This window comes from Streptomyces sp. CMB-StM0423, assembly GCF_002847285.1.
In the GTDB taxonomy this organism is placed as follows: domain Bacteria; phylum Actinomycetota; class Actinomycetes; order Streptomycetales; family Streptomycetaceae; genus Streptomyces.
In genome coordinates this window covers 7,248,531-7,264,170 of record NZ_CP025407.1, presented here as the reverse complement: position 1 = coordinate 7,264,170, position 15,640 = coordinate 7,248,531, and the positions used below count along the sequence as shown (strand labels likewise).

General features: G+C 73.9%; 14 protein-coding genes. 7 read left to right on the top strand and 7 right to left on the bottom strand.

Going from position 1 to position 15,640, the window contains the following annotated elements:
- Positions 1–77 precede the first annotated feature (77 nt).
- Positions 78–1,328: an ROK family protein gene (locus CXR04_RS31630; RefSeq protein ID WP_101425628.1), complete on the bottom strand. Its 1,251-nt coding sequence runs from the start codon at positions 1,326–1,328 to the stop codon at positions 78–80.
- 149 nt (positions 1,329–1,477) lie between these two features.
- On the opposite strand from CXR04_RS31630, the gene CXR04_RS31625 reads away from it, so the two are divergent.
- The 4 genes from CXR04_RS31625 to CXR04_RS31610 are packed head-to-tail and all read left to right on the top strand — an operon-like array spanning position 1,478 to position 6,041.
- Positions 1,478–2,794, top strand: a complete 1,317-nt coding sequence (locus tag CXR04_RS31625; RefSeq protein ID WP_101425627.1) for an ABC transporter substrate-binding protein — start codon at positions 1,478–1,480, stop codon at positions 2,792–2,794.
- A gap of 10 nt (positions 2,795–2,804) precedes the next feature.
- Entirely contained in the window at positions 2,805–3,812 is a 1,008-nt protein-coding gene (locus CXR04_RS31620) for a carbohydrate ABC transporter permease (protein ID WP_101425626.1), read from the top strand.
- On the top strand, positions 3,805–4,659 hold the full coding sequence (locus CXR04_RS31615; protein ID WP_101425625.1) for a carbohydrate ABC transporter permease: 855 nt from the start codon (positions 3,805–3,807) through the stop codon (positions 4,657–4,659). The genes CXR04_RS31620 and CXR04_RS31615 overlap by 8 nt, the downstream gene beginning before the upstream one ends.
- Positions 4,660–4,679: 20 nt before the next feature.
- The gene (locus tag CXR04_RS31610; protein WP_101425624.1) at positions 4,680–6,041 is read left to right on the top strand and encodes a GH1 family beta-glucosidase; all 1,362 of its coding nucleotides are present in this window, start codon (positions 4,680–4,682) and stop codon (positions 6,039–6,041) included.
- 82 nt (positions 6,042–6,123) lie between these two features.
- Here the strand turns inward: CXR04_RS31610 and CXR04_RS31605 are convergent, their stop codons facing one another.
- On the bottom strand, positions 6,124–7,443 hold the full coding sequence (locus CXR04_RS31605) for an MFS transporter (protein WP_101426702.1): 1,320 nt from the start codon (positions 7,441–7,443) through the stop codon (positions 6,124–6,126).
- Between the two features lie 61 nt (positions 7,444–7,504).
- On the opposite strand from CXR04_RS31605, the gene CXR04_RS31600 reads away from it, so the two are divergent.
- Entirely contained in the window at positions 7,505–8,476 is a 972-nt protein-coding gene (locus CXR04_RS31600) for an ArsR/SmtB family transcription factor (protein WP_101425623.1), read from the top strand.
- Between the two features lie 156 nt (positions 8,477–8,632).
- Here the strand turns inward: CXR04_RS31600 and CXR04_RS31595 are convergent, their stop codons facing one another.
- Positions 8,633–9,421, bottom strand: a complete 789-nt coding sequence (locus CXR04_RS31595) for an SDR family NAD(P)-dependent oxidoreductase (RefSeq protein WP_101425622.1) — start codon at positions 9,419–9,421, stop codon at positions 8,633–8,635.
- On the bottom strand, positions 9,418–9,840 hold the full coding sequence (locus tag CXR04_RS31590; RefSeq protein WP_234380578.1) for a limonene-1,2-epoxide hydrolase family protein: 423 nt from the start codon (positions 9,838–9,840) through the stop codon (positions 9,418–9,420). The genes CXR04_RS31595 and CXR04_RS31590 overlap by 4 nt, the downstream gene beginning before the upstream one ends.
- A gap of 166 nt (positions 9,841–10,006) precedes the next feature.
- Between CXR04_RS31590 and CXR04_RS31585 the strand changes: the two genes are divergently transcribed.
- Complete coding sequence (locus CXR04_RS31585; RefSeq protein ID WP_101425620.1) at positions 10,007–10,828, top strand: SAM-dependent methyltransferase; 822 nt, start codon at positions 10,007–10,009, stop codon at positions 10,826–10,828.
- A 40-nt stretch (positions 10,829–10,868) separates the two neighbouring features.
- Here CXR04_RS31585 and CXR04_RS31580 read toward each other — a convergent pair whose 3' ends face one another.
- The gene (locus tag CXR04_RS31580) at positions 10,869–11,423 is read right to left on the bottom strand and encodes a pyridoxamine 5'-phosphate oxidase family protein (RefSeq protein ID WP_101425619.1); all 555 of its coding nucleotides are present in this window, start codon (positions 11,421–11,423) and stop codon (positions 10,869–10,871) included.
- Positions 11,424–11,623: 200 nt separating this feature from the next.
- On the opposite strand from CXR04_RS31580, the gene CXR04_RS31575 reads away from it, so the two are divergent.
- On the top strand, positions 11,624–12,748 hold the full coding sequence (locus CXR04_RS31575; RefSeq protein WP_234380576.1) for a DUF4185 domain-containing protein: 1,125 nt from the start codon (positions 11,624–11,626) through the stop codon (positions 12,746–12,748).
- Here the strand turns inward: CXR04_RS31575 and CXR04_RS31570 are convergent.
- On the bottom strand, positions 12,717–13,619 hold the full coding sequence (locus CXR04_RS31570) for a putative protein N(5)-glutamine methyltransferase (protein WP_234380574.1): 903 nt from the start codon (positions 13,617–13,619) through the stop codon (positions 12,717–12,719). The two genes, CXR04_RS31575 and CXR04_RS31570, sit on opposite strands and share 32 nt — an antisense overlap.
- A 40-nt stretch (positions 13,620–13,659) precedes the next feature.
- Positions 13,660–15,330 (bottom strand): bifunctional 3'-5' exonuclease/DNA polymerase, encoded by a 1,671-nt coding sequence (locus tag CXR04_RS31565; RefSeq protein ID WP_101425617.1) that lies wholly within the window; start codon positions 15,328–15,330, stop codon positions 13,660–13,662.
- Between the last annotated feature and the right edge of the window lie 310 nt (positions 15,331–15,640).

Sequence of the window (15,640 nt, the reverse complement as noted above, 5' to 3'; positions counted from 1 at the left end):
ATACCCCGGTCGGCCGCCGTCCGCTGGCCGCGGCCCGCCTGCCGCGGGCACCGCGGGAGAGGGCGGGCCGGGCGGCGTCAGCGTGCCGGGGCTGCCGTGGTGTCGCGGTGTGACGTGCCCCCTGCGTCGAGGAAGTGGCTCAGGGGGAGTGTCGCCGCGCCGACGGTGACCGCATCGGTGCCGAGTTCGCCCATCTCGATCGCCGCGCGCGCCGCCGGGTAGCGCAGCGCGTACATGGCCGTGGCCCCGCGTACGGCCGGCAGCAGCCGGGGGCCCGCGAGCAGTCCGGCCCAGCCGGACAGCACGATGCGCTCCGGGTTGAAGAGGTTGACGAGGTCCGCGATGCCCGCGCCGAGGTACTCGGCGGTCTCGTCAAGGACCGCGCGGGCCGCGGGGTCGTCGGCGGCGATCAGCTCCGCGAGCGCCGACTCCTCGTCCGTGGCGACCGGTTCGCCGCCCGCCTCCCGCCAGCGCCGCAGCATCCCCTCCGCGCCGACGTACGCCTCCAGGCAGCCGCGGGCGCCGCACCGGCAGCGCCGTCCGCGTATCCGCATCGTGGTGTGCCCCCACTCCCCCGCGCCGCTGGACGAGCCGCCGTAGGCGGTGCCGTCGGTGACGACGCAGGCGCCGACGCCCGAACCGATGAGCGCGATGACGGCGTTGCGCGCGCCGCGGCCCGCGCCGAACCACATCTCGGCCTGGCCCAGCGTCTTGGCGCCGTTGGCCACGGTGTACGGCACGTCCGCCAGGCCGGGCGCGCCGGTCGCGGCGGTGCGCAGCATCGCCTCCAGGGGTACGGCGTCCCAGCCGATGGTCTGCGCGTACACCACCGCGCCGCCGCGGGCCGGTTCGCGGTCGACGATGCCGGGGACGCCGAGGCCGACGCCGAGCAGTTCCCCGGCGGCGACGCCCGCGTCGGCGAGCACGGCGGCCAGCCCCTCGGCGATGTGCGCGACGACCCGCCCGGCGTCCCGGCCGCCGTCGGCCAGCGGGCACTCGGCGCGCGCGAGTTCGGTACGGGCGAGGTCGAACAGCTCCACCCGCACCCGGGTCTCGCCGACGTCGACGCCGGCGATGTGCCCGCAGCGCGGCGCCACCCGCAGCAGGGTGCGGGGCCGGCCGCCGTCGGAGTCGACCGCGCCCGCCTCCTCCAGCACCCCCTCCGCGATCAGCTCCGCGGCGACGTTGCTGATCGACCCGGAGCTGAGCCCGGTGACCGGGCCCAACTCCTGGCGGCTCAGGGGACCTTCGAAGTACAGGTGGCGCAGTACCGCGGAGCGGTTGCTACGGCGCAGGTCGCGCACGGTACGGCCGTTGTTTCTCGCCATGTGGCTCCTTCCCGGAGGAAAGATACGTGCCGGGAAACGCGTGTGAGAAGGGTTGACGAGGACTTCTTTCACTACTTAACTCACGCCCTGAATTAAGCGCGGGCCGCGTTCACAGCCTTAAGCCATGTGCCCGGAGAGGGGCCCCACCCATGCGCAGAATCCGCCTGGCGGCGACCGCCGCACTCGCCACCGCCCTCAGCGTGACCGCCGCCGCCTGCGGCGGCGGCAGCTCGACGGGTTCGGAGGGCAGCAACGACAAGCCCGACGAGCTGACGTACTGGGCGAGCAACCAGGGCACCAGCCTGGAGCACGACAAGGAGGTGCTGACCCCGGAGATCGAGAAGTTCGAGAAGAAGACGGGCATCGACGTCAAGCTCGAAGTCATCCCCTGGGACAGCCTGCTGGACCGGATCCTCGCGGCCACCTCCTCCGGGCAGGGCCCCGACGTGCTCAACATAGGCAACACCTGGTCCGCCTCGCTGCAGGCGAGCGACGGGCTGCTGGCGTGGGACGACAGGACGCTGGACCGGATCGGCGGCAAGGACAGGTTCGTCCCCTCGGCGCTGGCCGCCGCGGGTGCCGAGGGCCAGGACCCGGCAGCGGTGCCGCTGTACTCCCTCTCGTACGCGCTCTACTACAACAAGCAGATGTTCGCCGACGCCGGCATCGAGGAACCCCCGGCCACCTGGGACGACTTCGTCGCCGTCGGCAAGAGGCTGACCAAGGACGGCAAGTACGGCGTCGCCGTCGAGGGCGGCAACCCGGTGGAGAACTCGCACCACGCCTTCGTCTTCGGCAAGCAGCACGGCGCGGACTTCTTCGACGCCGAGGGCAACCCGACGTTCGACACCCCCGAGGCGGTCGCGGCCGTCAAGCAGTACGTCGACTTCCTCGCCAACGACAAGATCGCCGCGGTCGGCAACGCCGAGTACGCGCAGAACCAGTCGATCAAGGACCTCGCCACCGGCAAGGCCGGCATGCTCCTGTGGCAGGCCGCCGGCAGCTCGCTGAAGGCGCACGGCATGAAGCCCGAGGAGTACGGCGTCGCGCCCGTACCGATGCAGAGCGAGAACCCGCCGGAGGGCCAGAACGTCAACTCCATGGTCGCCGGCATCAACATCGCCGTCTTCAAGAACACCGACAACCTCGACGGCGCCCTGGACTTCGTGAAGTTCATGACCTCCACCGAGGAGCAGCAGATCCTCAACGAGACCTACGGCTCCATCCCGCCGGTCAAGGAGGCGCAGGAGGACGAGGCGTTCAGCACCGCCGACCTGACCGTGCTGCGCGAGGTGCTGTCCACCAGCTCCGCGCCGCTGCCTCAGGTGCCGGACGAGGCACAGTTCGAGACCCTCGTCGGCGACGCGATGAAGGAGCTGTTCGCGGACGCCGCCGCCGGCGACGAGGTGACCACGGAGTCGGTCCGGAAGCGGCTGACCGAGGCCCAGCAGCAGATGCAGAAGTGAGCGGCGCCGGATGACCGCGACCGCTCTCGACACGCCCCCGGCCGGCCACGGCGACAAGCCGCCCGCCGGCCGGGGCGCCGCCCGCAAGCGCCGCCGCACCGGCCGCGGCCGGGTACGGCGCGGCGCCCTGCCGTACCTCCTGCTGCTGCCCGCGCTGCTGCTGGAGCTGCTGATCCACCTGGTGCCGATGGCCGTCGGCGTGGTGATGAGCTTCAAGGAGCTGACCCAGCACTACATCCGCGACTGGGGCGCCGCGCCCTGGACGGGCCTGGACAACTTCCGCATCGCCGTCGACTTCGACGCCCCCGTGGGCGAGGCGCTGCTGCGCTCGTTCTTCATCACCTGCGCGTTCACGGTGCTCGCGGTCGGGCTCTCCTGGCTGCTCGGTGTGACCGCGGCGATCCTGATGCAGGACGCCTTCCGCGGCCGCGGACTGCTGCGCGCGCTCTTCCTCACCCCGTACGCACTGCCCGTCTACACCGCCGTCATCACCTGGTCGTTCATGCTCCAGCGGGACAACGGCCTGGTGAACCACGTGATCCACGACCAGTTGGGGCTGACCGACCAGCCCACGTTCTGGCTGATCGGCGACAACGCGTTCGTCTCGCTGGTCGTCGTCTCGGTCTGGCGCACCTGGCCGTTCGCCTTCCTGGTGCTCACCGCCGCGCTGCAGAACATCCCGCGCGAGGTGTACGAGGCGTCCGCGATCGACGGCGCCGGGATCTGGCAGCAGATCCGCCGGATCACGCTGCCGTCGCTGCGGCCGGTCAACCAGGTGCTGGTCCTGGTGCTGTTCCTGTGGACCTTCAACGACTTCAACGTGCCGTACATCCTCTTCGGCAAGTCGGCGCCGGAGTCCGCGGACATCATCTCCATCCACATCTACCAGTCGTCCTTCGTGACCTGGAACTTCGGCGCCGGCTCGGCCATGTCCGTGCTGCTGCTGCTCTTCCTGCTGATCGTCACGGCCGGCTATCTGCTGCTCACCTCCCGGGGAAGGAAGGCGGCCCGTGCATAGCTCCCCCACCGCGCCGCCGCGGTCGTTCGTCTGGACCCGGCGGATCGTGCTCACGCTGCTGACTGTCTTCGCGGTCACGCCCGTGTACGTGATGCTCAGCAGCTCACTGAAGCCGCTGGAGGACGTCACCGGGGCGTTCCGCTGGATCCCCAGCGGGCTGACCTTCCGGCCGTACCTCGACATCTGGGACACGGTGCCGCTGGCCCGCTACTTCCTGAACTCGCTGATCGTGGCGGGCGCCGCGACCGGCTGCTCGGTGGTCATCGCGGTCTTCGCCGCGTACGCGGTCAGCCGCTACCGCTTCCGCGGCAAGCGGCTCTTCACGGTCACGGTGCTGTCCACCCAGATGTTCCCCGGCATCCTCTTCCTGCTGCCGCTCTTCCTGATCTTCGTCAACATCGGGAACACCACCGGCATCGCCCTCTACGGCTCCCGCGGCGGCCTGATCCTCACGTACATGACCTTCACCCTGCCCTTCTCGATCTGGATGCTGGTCGGCTATCTCGACTCCATCCCCCGCGACCTGGACGAGGCGGCGCTCGTCGACGGCTGCGGACCCCTGAAGGCGCTGTTCCGTGTCGTGGTGCCGGCGGCGGTCCCCGGGATCGTCGCCGTCGCCATCTACTCCTTCATGACCGCCTGGGGCGAGGTGCTCTTCGCCTCGGTCATGACCAACGACGTCACCCGGACGCTCTCCGTCGGGCTGCAGGGGTATTCGACCCAGACCGAGGTGTACTGGAACCAGGTCATGGCCGCCTCCCTCGTCGTCAGCCTCCCCGTCGTCGCCGGCTTCCTGCTGCTCCAGCGCTATCTCGTCGCCGGGCTGACCGCCGGAGCCGTCAAGTGACCCCGCCCGAAAGGAACTCCGTGACCGACCTGCACCTCGACCGCCTCCCGTCCGACTTCGTGTGGGGCACGGCCACCGCCGCGTACCAGATCGAGGGTGCCGTACGCGAGGACGGGCGCTCCCCGTCGATCTGGGACACCTTCTCGCACACGCCCGGCATGGTCGACGGCGGCGACACCGGCGACACCGCCTGCGACCACTACCACCGCTGGCCCGAGGACATCGCGCTGATGCGCCGGCTGGGCGCCGGGGCGTACCGCTTCTCGATCGCCTGGCCGCGCGTCGTCCCGGGCGGCGACGGCCCCGTCAACGAGCCGGGGCTCGCCTTCTACGACCGGCTCACCGACGCGCTCCTCGAAGCCGGCATCACGCCCTTCCCCACGCTCTACCACTGGGACCTGCCGCAGGCGCTGCAGGACCGCGGCGGCTGGGCGGAGCGCGCCACCGCCGAGGCGTTCGCGGCGTACGCGGACGCGGTGGCCCGCCGGCTCGGCGACCGGATCACCGACTGGGCCACGCTCAACGAGCCGCTCTGCTCGGCCTGGATCGGGCATCTGGAGGGCCGGATGGCCCCGGGGCTCACCGATCTCACGGCGGCGGTACGGGCCTCGTACCACCTGCACCTCGGCCACGGCCTGGCGGTCCAGGCGCTGCGCGCCGCCGTGCCGGGGGCCAGGATCGGGCTGGTCAACAACCTCACGCACTGCGAGCCGGCCTCCGACCGCGACGAGGACATCGCCGCGGCCGCGCGCGCCGACGGGCACACCAACCGCTGGTGGATGGACCCGGTCCACGGCCGCGGTTACCCGGAGGACATGCGCCGGCTGTACGGCGTGGACCTGCCCGAGCGCCCCGGGGACCTGGAGACCATCGCCGCGCCGCTGGACTGGCTGGGCCTGAACTACTACTTCCGCCAGGTCGTCGCCGACGACCGGGACGGGCCGCTGCCGTACGCGCGCCAGGTCGACCTGCCCGGCGTGCGGCGCACCGCGATGGGCTGGGAGGTGCACGCCGAGGGGCTGACGAAGACGCTGGAGCGGATGGCCGACGACTACCGCGCCCGGTGCCTGTACGTCACCGAGAACGGCGCCGCCTACCCGGACGCGGTCGGCCCCGACGGCCAGATCGACGACCCGGAGCGCACCCGCTATCTGGAGGAGCACCTCGCCGCCTGCGCGGAGGCGGTGCGCCGGGGCGTGCCGCTGGCGGGGTACTTCGCCTGGTCGCTGCTGGACAACTTCGAGTGGGCGTACGGCTACGACAAGCGCTTCGGGCTCGTCCACGTCGACTACGCCACCCAGCGGCGCACCGTGAAGGGCAGCGGCCGGCGCTACGCCGAGCTGATCCGCGGCCACCGCGCGGCGGCGCGGCGCGCGGCGTAGCGCGTACGGCACACGCTCCGCCCGGGTCCGCCGCCGCGTGCTCCGCACGGCGTCCCCCCACCACGACGGCGTGCCCGGGCGGTCACGCGCGCGGCGCTCGCGGCCCGACCCCGGACTCCCGGTCCCGCGTCCCGCCCCCGCCACCGGGCGGACGCGGGGCCGGGTCCTGCGCCGGGGCGGTGACCGCGGCACCCGCCGGACCCGCGGCACTCGCGGCACCTGCCGCACCTGCCGCACTCGCCGCTCCCGCCGCGCGCAGGCCCGGGGTCAGGGCCAGCGTGACGGCGATCGACAGCGCCGCCATCGCGGCCATCGCCGTCGCCGGGGACGTCACCTCCGCGATGCCGCCGGCGAGGGCGGCGGCCACGCCCTGCATGGTGAGCATCCCCGAGGTGTGCAACCCGAGGGCCTGGCCGCTGAGTTCGTCCGGCGTCAGCGCCATCAGCCGCTCCTGCTGGACGAGGCTCGCGGCGAACCCGGCCGCGGCGACGGTGACCGCCACCGCCGCCACCGCCAGCGGCGGGCGCAGCGCGAAGACCAGGTACGGGGCGGCCAGCAGCAACAGCAGCGGCACCCCGAGCCGGGGCCGCCACCGGGCCGGGAGCACCCGCCCCGCGAGGACGTCACCGGTGAGCATGCCCAGCGCGCTGAGGGCCAGCAGGACGCCGGCGCGGTCCGGTTCGTACGGCACGAACTGCGACTCGGCGCCGACGACGAGGCCGTTGGGCAGCCACAGCGCGAGATACAGCGTGCGGCGGTGCCGCGAGGACCAGAGCAGCCCGTTGACCCGCCAGGTCTCCGCGACCGAGGGCCGCCCCGCCGTGCGCGGCGCCCGGCGGCCGAGCCCGGCGCGGGCGACGGCGGCGCCGGCGAGGAACGCCGCGGCGGCGACGAGGAGCGTGCCGCGCGGGGACAGGGCGGTCACGAGCACGCCGCCGACCGCGAAGCCGGCGATCTGCATGGCGCCGGCGGACATGTTGACCACCGACCGGCCGAGCAGGTAGCCGTCGCGCGGCAGGATCTCGTTGAGCAGCCCGTAGCGCACCCCGCCGCCCACGGAGGCGAGCAGGCCGAGGCAGAGCAGGATCGCGAACGCGGCCCACACCGGCAGCCCCGGCGCGGCCTGCGCGGCGGTGGCGACGGCGAGGACGAGGGCGAGCGCGGTCATGGCGCCGCGCGGCGGCACCCGGTCCGCGGCGGACAGCAGCAGGGTCGCGCCGAGCACCTGGGCGAGCGAGGGGCCGAACATCGCGAGGGCCGACAGCAGCGGGGAGCCGGTCTGCTCGTAGATGTGCGTGCCGAGCGCCAGGCCGCTGATCGTCAGCCCGGCGACCTGGAGGGAGGAGGCGGCGAAGAGGGGTGTGAACTCCGGGGTCCTGAACAGCTCGCGATAGGTGCGCATGCCGGGCAGCCTCGGGGAGATCGCGGCCATGGGGTTAGAGTTTCGCCGGGAGGCGAAAGCAATGGGGTGGTGGCAGGTCGACGCGGACACGCTGGCGGGCAGCCGGTTCGTGGTCTCGCCGCTCGCCGAGACCCTCGCGTGTCTGAAGATGCTCGCCCGCGGCACCCCCTCCCACCCCGGGGAGCGCGCCTGGCTCGACGCCCACCTGCCGGCGTACCGCGCGCGGCAGGCCGCGGATCCGGTGGCCGACGAGCTGGTCCGGGCGGGGCTGCTGCGGCCGTGGAACGCGGACTTCCTCACCCCGACGCCCACGGGCGCGGCGGGGGTGTCCTTCGAGGAGGAGCTTGCGGCGGTACGGGCCACGCCCCCGGACGCCGCCCGCGCCGACGTCGCCGTCTCCCTCGACGGCCGGCTGCCGGAGCGGCTGCGCCGCGACGACCTGCCGCGGCGGGCGGCGGACGTCATGGAGTGGGTGTGGCGGGCGACGGTGCTGCCGGACTGGCCGCGGCGCCGGCGGATCATCGAGGCGGACATCGTCGCGCGCACCGCGCAGGTGGGGCACGGCGGCTGGGCGGCGGCGCTGGACGCCCTGCGGCCGGGTACGCGGTGGCTGGGCGCGAGCCGGCTGCAGATAAACGTGCGCGACTACCCGCCGCGGGACGTCTCCGGTGCGCAACTGCTGTTCGTGCCCGTGGTGCCGCGCACCGGCTGGGTCTGCTGGGAGACGCCGCACCGCTACGCACTCGTCTACCCCTGCGCCGGCGCCCTGGCCGACACCGGGGCCGCCGCGCCGGCGGAGTCGCTGGGCCGGCTCCTCGGCCCGGGGCGGGCGACGGTGCTGGCGCTGCTGGACACCCCGAAGAGCACCACGCAGTTGGTGGCGCTCACCGGGCAGGGCCTCGGCTCGGTGGGGCGGCACCTGCGGGTGCTGCGCGACGCCCGTCTGGTGGGGCGGCGGCGCGCGGGACGGTCGGTGCTGTACTACCGCACGGCGGCCGGCGAGGTGCTGGTCGCGGCGCAGCGGGACGACTGAGGCCGCGGCGTACGGGCGCGGCTCTGCGACGTACGGGCGCGGCTCGGCGGCCCACGGGCTGCCGCGGGACGGCCGGACGCGGCCGCCGCCGGCGGGCCCGCCCGTCCCGGCCCGCGGCGCGGTCCGGGACGGTTGCGTGCGTATCGCCGGGAGTGCTCAGCCGGCCGAGCGGTCGCGCTGGTAGCCGCCGTCGACGTCCCAGACGGCGCCCGTCACGTACCCGCTCTCCGCGCTGTCCAGCAGGGTCAGGGCCGGCCGGGCGATCTCCTCCGGGGAGGCCATCCGCTTGACGAGGTTGGTGGCGATCGTGGCCTCCTCCAGCCCCGGAATGGCCTTCGCCGCCTCGTACATCGACGGCGTGTACGTGCCGCCGGGGCAGAGGGCGTTGACGCGGATGCCGCTGGGCGCCAGCTCGATGGCCCAGGTGGACACCAGATAGTGCAGCGCCGCCTTGGTGGCGCCGTACACGCCGAGGCCCGGGACGGGCAGCCGGCCGGTGGCCGACGAGGTGAGGGTCACCGCCGCGCCCGGCCGCTTCGCCAGCTCCGGCGCCGCCGCGCGGACGAAGGTGATGGGGCCGCGCAGGTTGACCGCGATCATGCGGTCGACGTGGTCGAGCGGCTGTCCGGCGATGTCGCCGGGCAGCAGCGTCCCGGCGTTGAAGTGCAGCAGGTCCAGGCCGCCGTGGGTGTCGACGGCGTGGGCGACCGCGCGGGCGGCGGTCTTCTCGTCGGCGACGTCGCCCGCGATACCGGAGGCGGCCGGGCCGAGCTCGGCCGCGGCCTCGGCGAGCACGTCCTCGCGCCTGGCCACCAGGACGACGTTGGCGCCCCCGGCCACGAGCCCGGCGGCGACCGCTAAGCCGATGCCCTCGCTGGCGCCGGCCACGACGGCGGTCCTGCCCGCGAACCGCCCCCCGGGGTCCTCCCCGGTCTGCGCGGTCACGCGTCGCCCGCCATCAGGTTGGCCAGGAGCGCGGAGTCGTAGTAGTCGCGCCAGGACGTGATCTTGCCGTCGGCGACCTCGAAGGTGCCCATCACGGGCAGCGACTCGACCAGGACGGCGCCGTCCTTGCCGGTCCAGTGCTCGTGGCGCTGGGTGAGCACGGTGCCGCCCCGGCTCGCGATCCGCAGCACCTCTCCCCCGACGCTCTCCAGTCCGGTCTGGTCGACGAGCTGCTGGAGGAAGCCCAGGATCTGCTCCGTGCCGCGGACCTCCGGCAGCCCCTGGTTGTCCCAGACGCAGTCGTCGGCCAGATGGCGGCGGAAGGCGGGCACCATCTCGGCGTAGGTGCTGCCCATGTCGGCGAAGAACTGCACGACGAGGGCTTCTTCTTCGGTGGCGGGTTCGTTCGGCGCTGGCATGCCCCGGAACGCTATTGAGCGCCCGCGCCGCCCGTCAAGGCGAAACCCGCACTTCTCGCCAACCCCAATCGCCCCATGGCTCAAGGTCGTTGGCCCAGGGTGCGGCGCCCGGTGGCAGCGGCTAGGCTCATCACCCACGTCACCAGGCGGGCAGAAAGGGACTGTTGTGCAGGACGAGGGCAAGGGGCGGGCGGCCAAACCAGGCCCCGGCGACATCGACACCACCAAGCCCAGCATCGCCCGGGCCTACGACGTGGTGCTCGGCGGCAAGGACAACTACAAGGTCGACCGCGCCGTCGCCGACCAATTGCGGCAGACCATGCCGCACATCGACGACCTGGCGTGGCTCAACCGCGAGGCGCTGGGCCGCACGGTGCGCTACCTGACCGCCGAGGCGGGCATCGACCAGCTCATCGACCTCGGCGCCGGGCTGCCGACCATGGAGAACACCCACCAGGTCGCCCAGCGCCACCTGCCGGGCGCCCGCGTGGTCTACGTCGACAACGACCCCATCGTGCTCGCCCACGGCCGCGCCCTGCTGCAGGAGAACGACGACACGTTCGTCATCACCGCCGACCTGCGGCGCCCCCGGGAGATCCTGGAGCACCCCGACGTGCGCCGGCTGATCGACTTCTCCCGTCCGGTGGCGATCCTGCTCGTCGGCATCCTCCACCACCTCCACGACGACGAGGACCCGCAGGGCATCGTGGACGCGTACATGGACGCGGTCCCCTCGGGCAGCCACCTGGTGATCACCGCTTTCTGCGACGTCGGCGAAGGGGCGCAGGCCCTCCAGGACACCTTCCTGTCCTTCCTCGGCACCGGCCGCTTCCGCACCGCCGCCGAGATCGAGAGCTACTTCACCGGTCTCGAACTGCTGGAACCGGGCGTGGTCTCGCTGCCGCACTGGCGTCCCGACAGGCCGGTCCGCACGGATCTGAAGCTCTACGAGCGCCTGATGGCCGGAGGCGTCGGCCGCAAGCCGTGACGCGGCGGACCCGCCACCGCGCCACCGGAGCGCCCGCCGCTCAGGCTCCGCCCGTCCCGTCGGCGGCGAAGCGGTAGCGGGTCTGGCCGAACGGCTTGCCCTTGGCGAAGGCGAAGGCGACCCGCGGGACCACCTCGAAGACCAGCGGGCCCTCACCCTTGCGTACCGCCTCGGGGAGCCCGTGGAACGTGCCCTCGGGCGAGGTGACGGTACGGCCGTACTTGTCGATGAACGCGTCCGCGACCCGGCCGAGCAGGGCGCGGTCGCGGACCTGCGCGGCGTCGCCCTCGACGACCACGTCGAGCCCTTCGTTCAGCGCGTTGGCGCCGGTGACGACGGTGCAGTGCGGGTTGGCGGCGAGGTTGCGGGCCTTGCGCTCCTCGGCGCCGGTGGTGAAGTACACGGCGCCGTCCAGCCAGACGCCGATCAGCGGCGTGACGTGGGGGCGGCCCTCGGGGCGTACCGAGGTCAGCCAGAAGACCCCGGCGGTCTCCAGTTGGCGGCGGGCGTCCGGCCAGGGGGTGGCGGTGGCGTCGCGGTCGCTGAAGTCGGGGTGGAGCGCCGTCTCGGGCTCCCGGGGTGTCTTTTCGGTCATGCGGACTCCTTGTGGTGCGCGTTCTTTTGCGGTCCTTTGTGTGCCGCGTTTCCTCAGAGGTGTCGACCAGCCTGGCGGCCGGAACTCATCGCGCGTGGCTGCGCGGGGGCGTGTCGGCGTTGTTGACGGTGCGGGAACGCGATGGGAGGCTCTGTTGCCGAGTTCGTGAAATCGATTTCTCGGGACCTTCGGGAGGGCCCATGGGCAGTCATCGCGAAGTCGGAGCGGGCCGCGGCACGCCCATGAGCAGGGCGCGGTTCCTGAGAACGGCGGCCGGTGCCGCCGTCGGCGGCGGAGTGCTGCTGGGGACCGGCCGGGCGGCGGCGGAGCAGGCGGGTGCGGGGCGCGGCACCAGGGCCTTGCAGGTGACCAAGATCCGGGACCTCACCGGGCCCGGGATCACCACCGCGTACCGGATGGAGGCCACCGACCTCGGCATCCCCGTGCGTACGCCGGACGGCCGGATGCTCTTCGTCTTCGGCGACACCTTCGAGGAGGCGCGCGTCGGCGGCGGCTGGTGGCGCTCGCCCGTGGCGCTGTACTCGCGGACGACGAACCTCGACGCCGGCGTCACCTGGTCCGGCGCGGTGGGCGGGGCGGCGGCGCAGCAACTGTGGGCGTACGAGCACGACAACCCCGTCTTCTCCACCGTCCTGCCGTCCGACGTCATCACCATCGGCTCGACGATGTATCTGCACGCCATGGTCAACAAGGGCCTGGGCAACGTCGTCTGGACGGAGATCTGGCGCTCCGACGACAACGGCGCCACCTGGGTGCACACCGGCGCGAAGTTCGCCCCCGACCTGCACGGCGGGCTCTTCCAGTTGCTGACCTGGGGGGAGGGCAACGACGGCTTCGTGTACGTGTTCTCCACGGAGTTCACCCGCAGCAAGCCGATGATCCTCCAGCGGGTGCCCTCGGCCCGGATCGCCGACCCCGGTGCGTACGAGCCTTGGGGCTACCGCAACGGCGCCTGGGCGTGGGGCAATCCGCCGACGCCGGTGCTGGAGGGGCGCTTCGGCGAGATGTGCCTGCGGCCGATGGCGGGCAAGTGGATCCTCACCTGGTTCAACGAGGCCGACTACCGCATCGACGGCATCCTCATGGACACCCCCACGTCCAACCTGTACGAGGCGCACCGGCGGACGCTGGTGTGGGGCGGGCAGTGGGGCAACGAGGACGACTCACACGTGGCGCAGTTGTACGGCGGCTACGTGATCCCCGGGTCGACGCCGGACAACCTGCATCTGGCGGTGAGCCAGTGGAACACCGCCGCGGGCTGGCCGTACCGGGTCATGCAGCACCGGGTGCGGGGGTTCGTGTAGGCGGCGGCCCCGAGCCGGGCCGCGTACCGCCCGCCCGCGGGGCGCGGCCGGTGACGACCGTCGCCGCCAGGTCCGCGCACGCCGCCGTGTGCGCCGTCAGCCCGGCGGCGGCCACGGCCGCGCGGGTGCGGGGCTCCTGCCGCTCGCTCGTCTCCACGAGCAGCAGCCCGCCGGGCGCCAGCCACTCCGGGGCCGCGGCGATCACCCGGCGCTGCACGTCGAGCCCGTCGGCGCCGCCGTCCAGCGCGGTCAGCGGCTCGTGGTCGCGGGCCTCGGGCGGCAGGAACGGGACCTCGGCGGTGGGCACGTACGGGGCGTTGACGACGAGCACGTCGACGCGGCCGCGGAGGCGTCGGGGCAGCGGCGCGTAGAGGTCGCCCTCGTAGACGGTGCCGCCGGGCCCGACGTTGCGCCGGGCGCAGCGGACGGCGGCGGGGTCGACGTCGGCGGCGTGCAGCTCGGCGCCGGGCACGGCGGCGAGGACGGCGGCACCGATGGCGCCGGAGCCGCAGCACAGGTCGAGCACGACGGGGGCGGGGGCGGTCGCCGCCGCTGCTGCGGCGTGGCGGACCAGGAACTCGCTGCGCCTGCGGGGTACGAACACGCCGGGCTCGACGGCGATGTGCAGCCCGCAGAACTCGGCCCGGCCCAGGACCTGTTCCAGCGGCCACCCGGCGACGCGGCGGGCGACGAGGGCGTCCAGCCCGGCGGGAGTGGGGGCGGCGGCCTGGAGGAGGCGGGCCTCGTCCTCGGCGAAGACGCAGCCGGCGGCGCGGAGGCGGGCTACGAGGGGGGCCGGGGGGTCTTGTGGTTGTCGTTCGTGCCGTGTGGCTTCTTGGTGCGGTGCGTTCTGCGGCGGGGTCTCTGGCACGTACCCGTTCTACCTTGTGGCCCCTACGCCCCGCCCCTCCTTATTTCGCATCCGCATAGCACTCCACCACCGCCGTGGTGAACGAGAACACCACCGGCGTCTCCCCGAACATCACCTCCGCCGCCCGCGCCGACGCCGTCGTCAGCGCCTTCTCCACCGCCGGCGCCTCCGCCGCCGGACAGTGCACGATCACCTCGTCGTGCTGGAAGAACACCGGCTCCGCCCGCATCCCCGCCAGTTCCTGGCGCAGCGCCGCCAGCAGGCACAGCGCCCACTCCGCCGCGCTCGCCTGCACCACGAAGTTGCGCGTGAACCGGCCCCGCGCCCGGGCCGCGGCGCCCCCGCGGGCCGTCGCCCCGCCCCCGTCGTCCTCCTGCGGCAGCCCCGCCTCGCCGTCGTCCGCCGCGTCCGACGGCGCGCACGTACGGCCCAGATGGCTGCGGACGAGCCGGCCCTCCTCGCCGGCGCGGGCGGCCTCGTCCACGTACGCCACCGCGGCCGGGAATCGGCGGCGCAGATCCGCCAGGTACGTCAGCGCGTCGCCGGAGGTCTGGCCGTAGATCGCGCCCAGCAGCGCGAGCTTCGCCTCCGCGCGCCCGCCCGCGAACGCACGGGCCGCCAGCGCCTCGTACAGATCCCTCGTGCCGTCCGCCGCCGCCATCAGCCCCGCGTCGCCGGAGACGGCCGCCAGCACCCGCGGCTCCATCTGGTCGGCGTCGGCGACCACCAGCCGCCAGCCCTCGTCCGCGACCACCGCGCGGCGCACCACCCGCGGGATCTGCAGCGCGCCGCCGCCGTGCGTGGTCCAGCGCCCCGACATGGCGCCGCCCGGCAGGTACCCGGGGCGGAACCGGCCGTCGTGCACCCAGGTCTGCAGCCAGGACCAGCCGTGTGCGGTGTGCAGCCGGTAGAGCTTCTTGTACTCCAGCAGCGGGGCGACGGCGGGGTGGTCGATGTCCTGCAGCTCCCACTTGCGGGTGGAGGTGATCCTGACGCCCGCCTTGCGGAACGCGCGGACGACCTCCGCGGGCAGGTCGGGGCGGACCCGCTCGCCGAACGCGCGGGACACGTCGTCGGCGAGCGCGGCGAGGCGGGGCGGCTCCAGGCCGCCGGGGTAGCGGCCGCCGAGCAGTTCGGTGAGCAGGGCGTCGTGCACGTCGGCGCGCCAGGGGAGGCCGGCGTGGTGCATCTCGGCGGCGACGAGCATCCCGGCGGACTCGGCGGCGAGGAGGAGGCGCAGGCGGTGCGGGTGGGCGGAGGCGGCGACGCGGTCCTGCTGCGCGGCGTGGACGGCGAGGAGGGCGGGCAGGTCGTCGGTGCCGTGGGGGCGGGCGGGGGCGGCGTCGAAGAGGGTGGGCTCGGGCTCGCCGGCGAACGAGCGGGGCGGCGGGTCCTTCGGCACGGGGAGTCCGCGGAGTCGTGCCCAGGCGGCGGCCAGGGAGCGGGGCAGGCCCCACATCCCCTCGTGGCCGAGGAGGATGGCTTCGGCGGCTTCGATGTCGTGGCAGCGGGGGACGGTTTCGCCGGCGTCGAGGAGGCGGGGGTAGAACGCGGCGGTGGAGGACCAGATCCAGCGGTCGGCGGTGGGGTGGTGGCGGAGGGCGTGGGCGGGGTGGGGGTAGGTGTGCTCGGGGCCCTGGGGGTTGCCGGCGGCGTCGACGGGGCGGACGACGACCCCGCCGCGGGGTCCGTCGGCCATGGCCCAGCGCATGAGCCCGAGTCTGCCACCGCGCACTGACACCGGGTCGGGTTGACGGGGGGTTGTTCCCCGGCCCCGCCCCTTCCCGAAACCAGGGCTGCGCCCCGACCCCGGCGGTGCGCCCGCGGCGCGGCGGCAAATTCAGGGGCTCCGCCCCTGAGACCCCCGGGGCTGCCGCCCCGGACCCCGCCACGACGGCCCCGCCCCTGCCCCGCGACCGCGGGTGCGGTGGGCGGCGTTCAGGGGCCTCGTCCCTGCGCTGCCGCCCCGGATCGTCGTTACCGCGCCTTCGGCGCCCGCAGGCACGGGGGCTGCGCCCCCT

Bases quoted from the DNA above. Each gene is read 5' to 3' on its own strand.
- CXR04_RS31605 (WP_101426702.1), bottom strand. From the start codon at position 7,443: ATGCGCACCTATCGCGAGCTGTTCAGGACCCCGGAGTTCACACCCCTC.
- CXR04_RS31630 (WP_101425628.1), bottom strand. From the start codon at position 1,328: ATGGCGAGAAACAACGGCCGTACCGTGCGCGACCTGCGCCGTAGCAAC.
- CXR04_RS31600 (WP_101425623.1), top strand. From the start codon at position 7,505: ATGGGGTGGTGGCAGGTCGACGCGGACACGCTGGCGGGCAGCCGGTTC.
- CXR04_RS31620 (WP_101425626.1), top strand. From the start codon at position 2,805: ATGACCGCGACCGCTCTCGACACGCCCCCGGCCGGCCACGGCGACAAG.
- CXR04_RS31575 (WP_234380576.1), top strand. From the start codon at position 11,624: ATGGGCAGTCATCGCGAAGTCGGAGCGGGCCGCGGCACGCCCATGAGC.
- CXR04_RS31580 (WP_101425619.1), bottom strand. From the start codon at position 11,423: ATGACCGAAAAGACACCCCGGGAGCCCGAGACGGCGCTCCACCCCGAC.
- CXR04_RS31565 (WP_101425617.1), bottom strand. From the start codon at position 15,330: ATGCGCTGGGCCATGGCCGACGGACCCCGCGGCGGGGTCGTCGTCCGC.
- CXR04_RS31625 (WP_101425627.1), top strand. From the start codon at position 1,478: ATGCGCAGAATCCGCCTGGCGGCGACCGCCGCACTCGCCACCGCCCTC.
- CXR04_RS31590 (WP_234380578.1), bottom strand. From the start codon at position 9,840: ATGCCAGCGCCGAACGAACCCGCCACCGAAGAAGAAGCCCTCGTCGTG.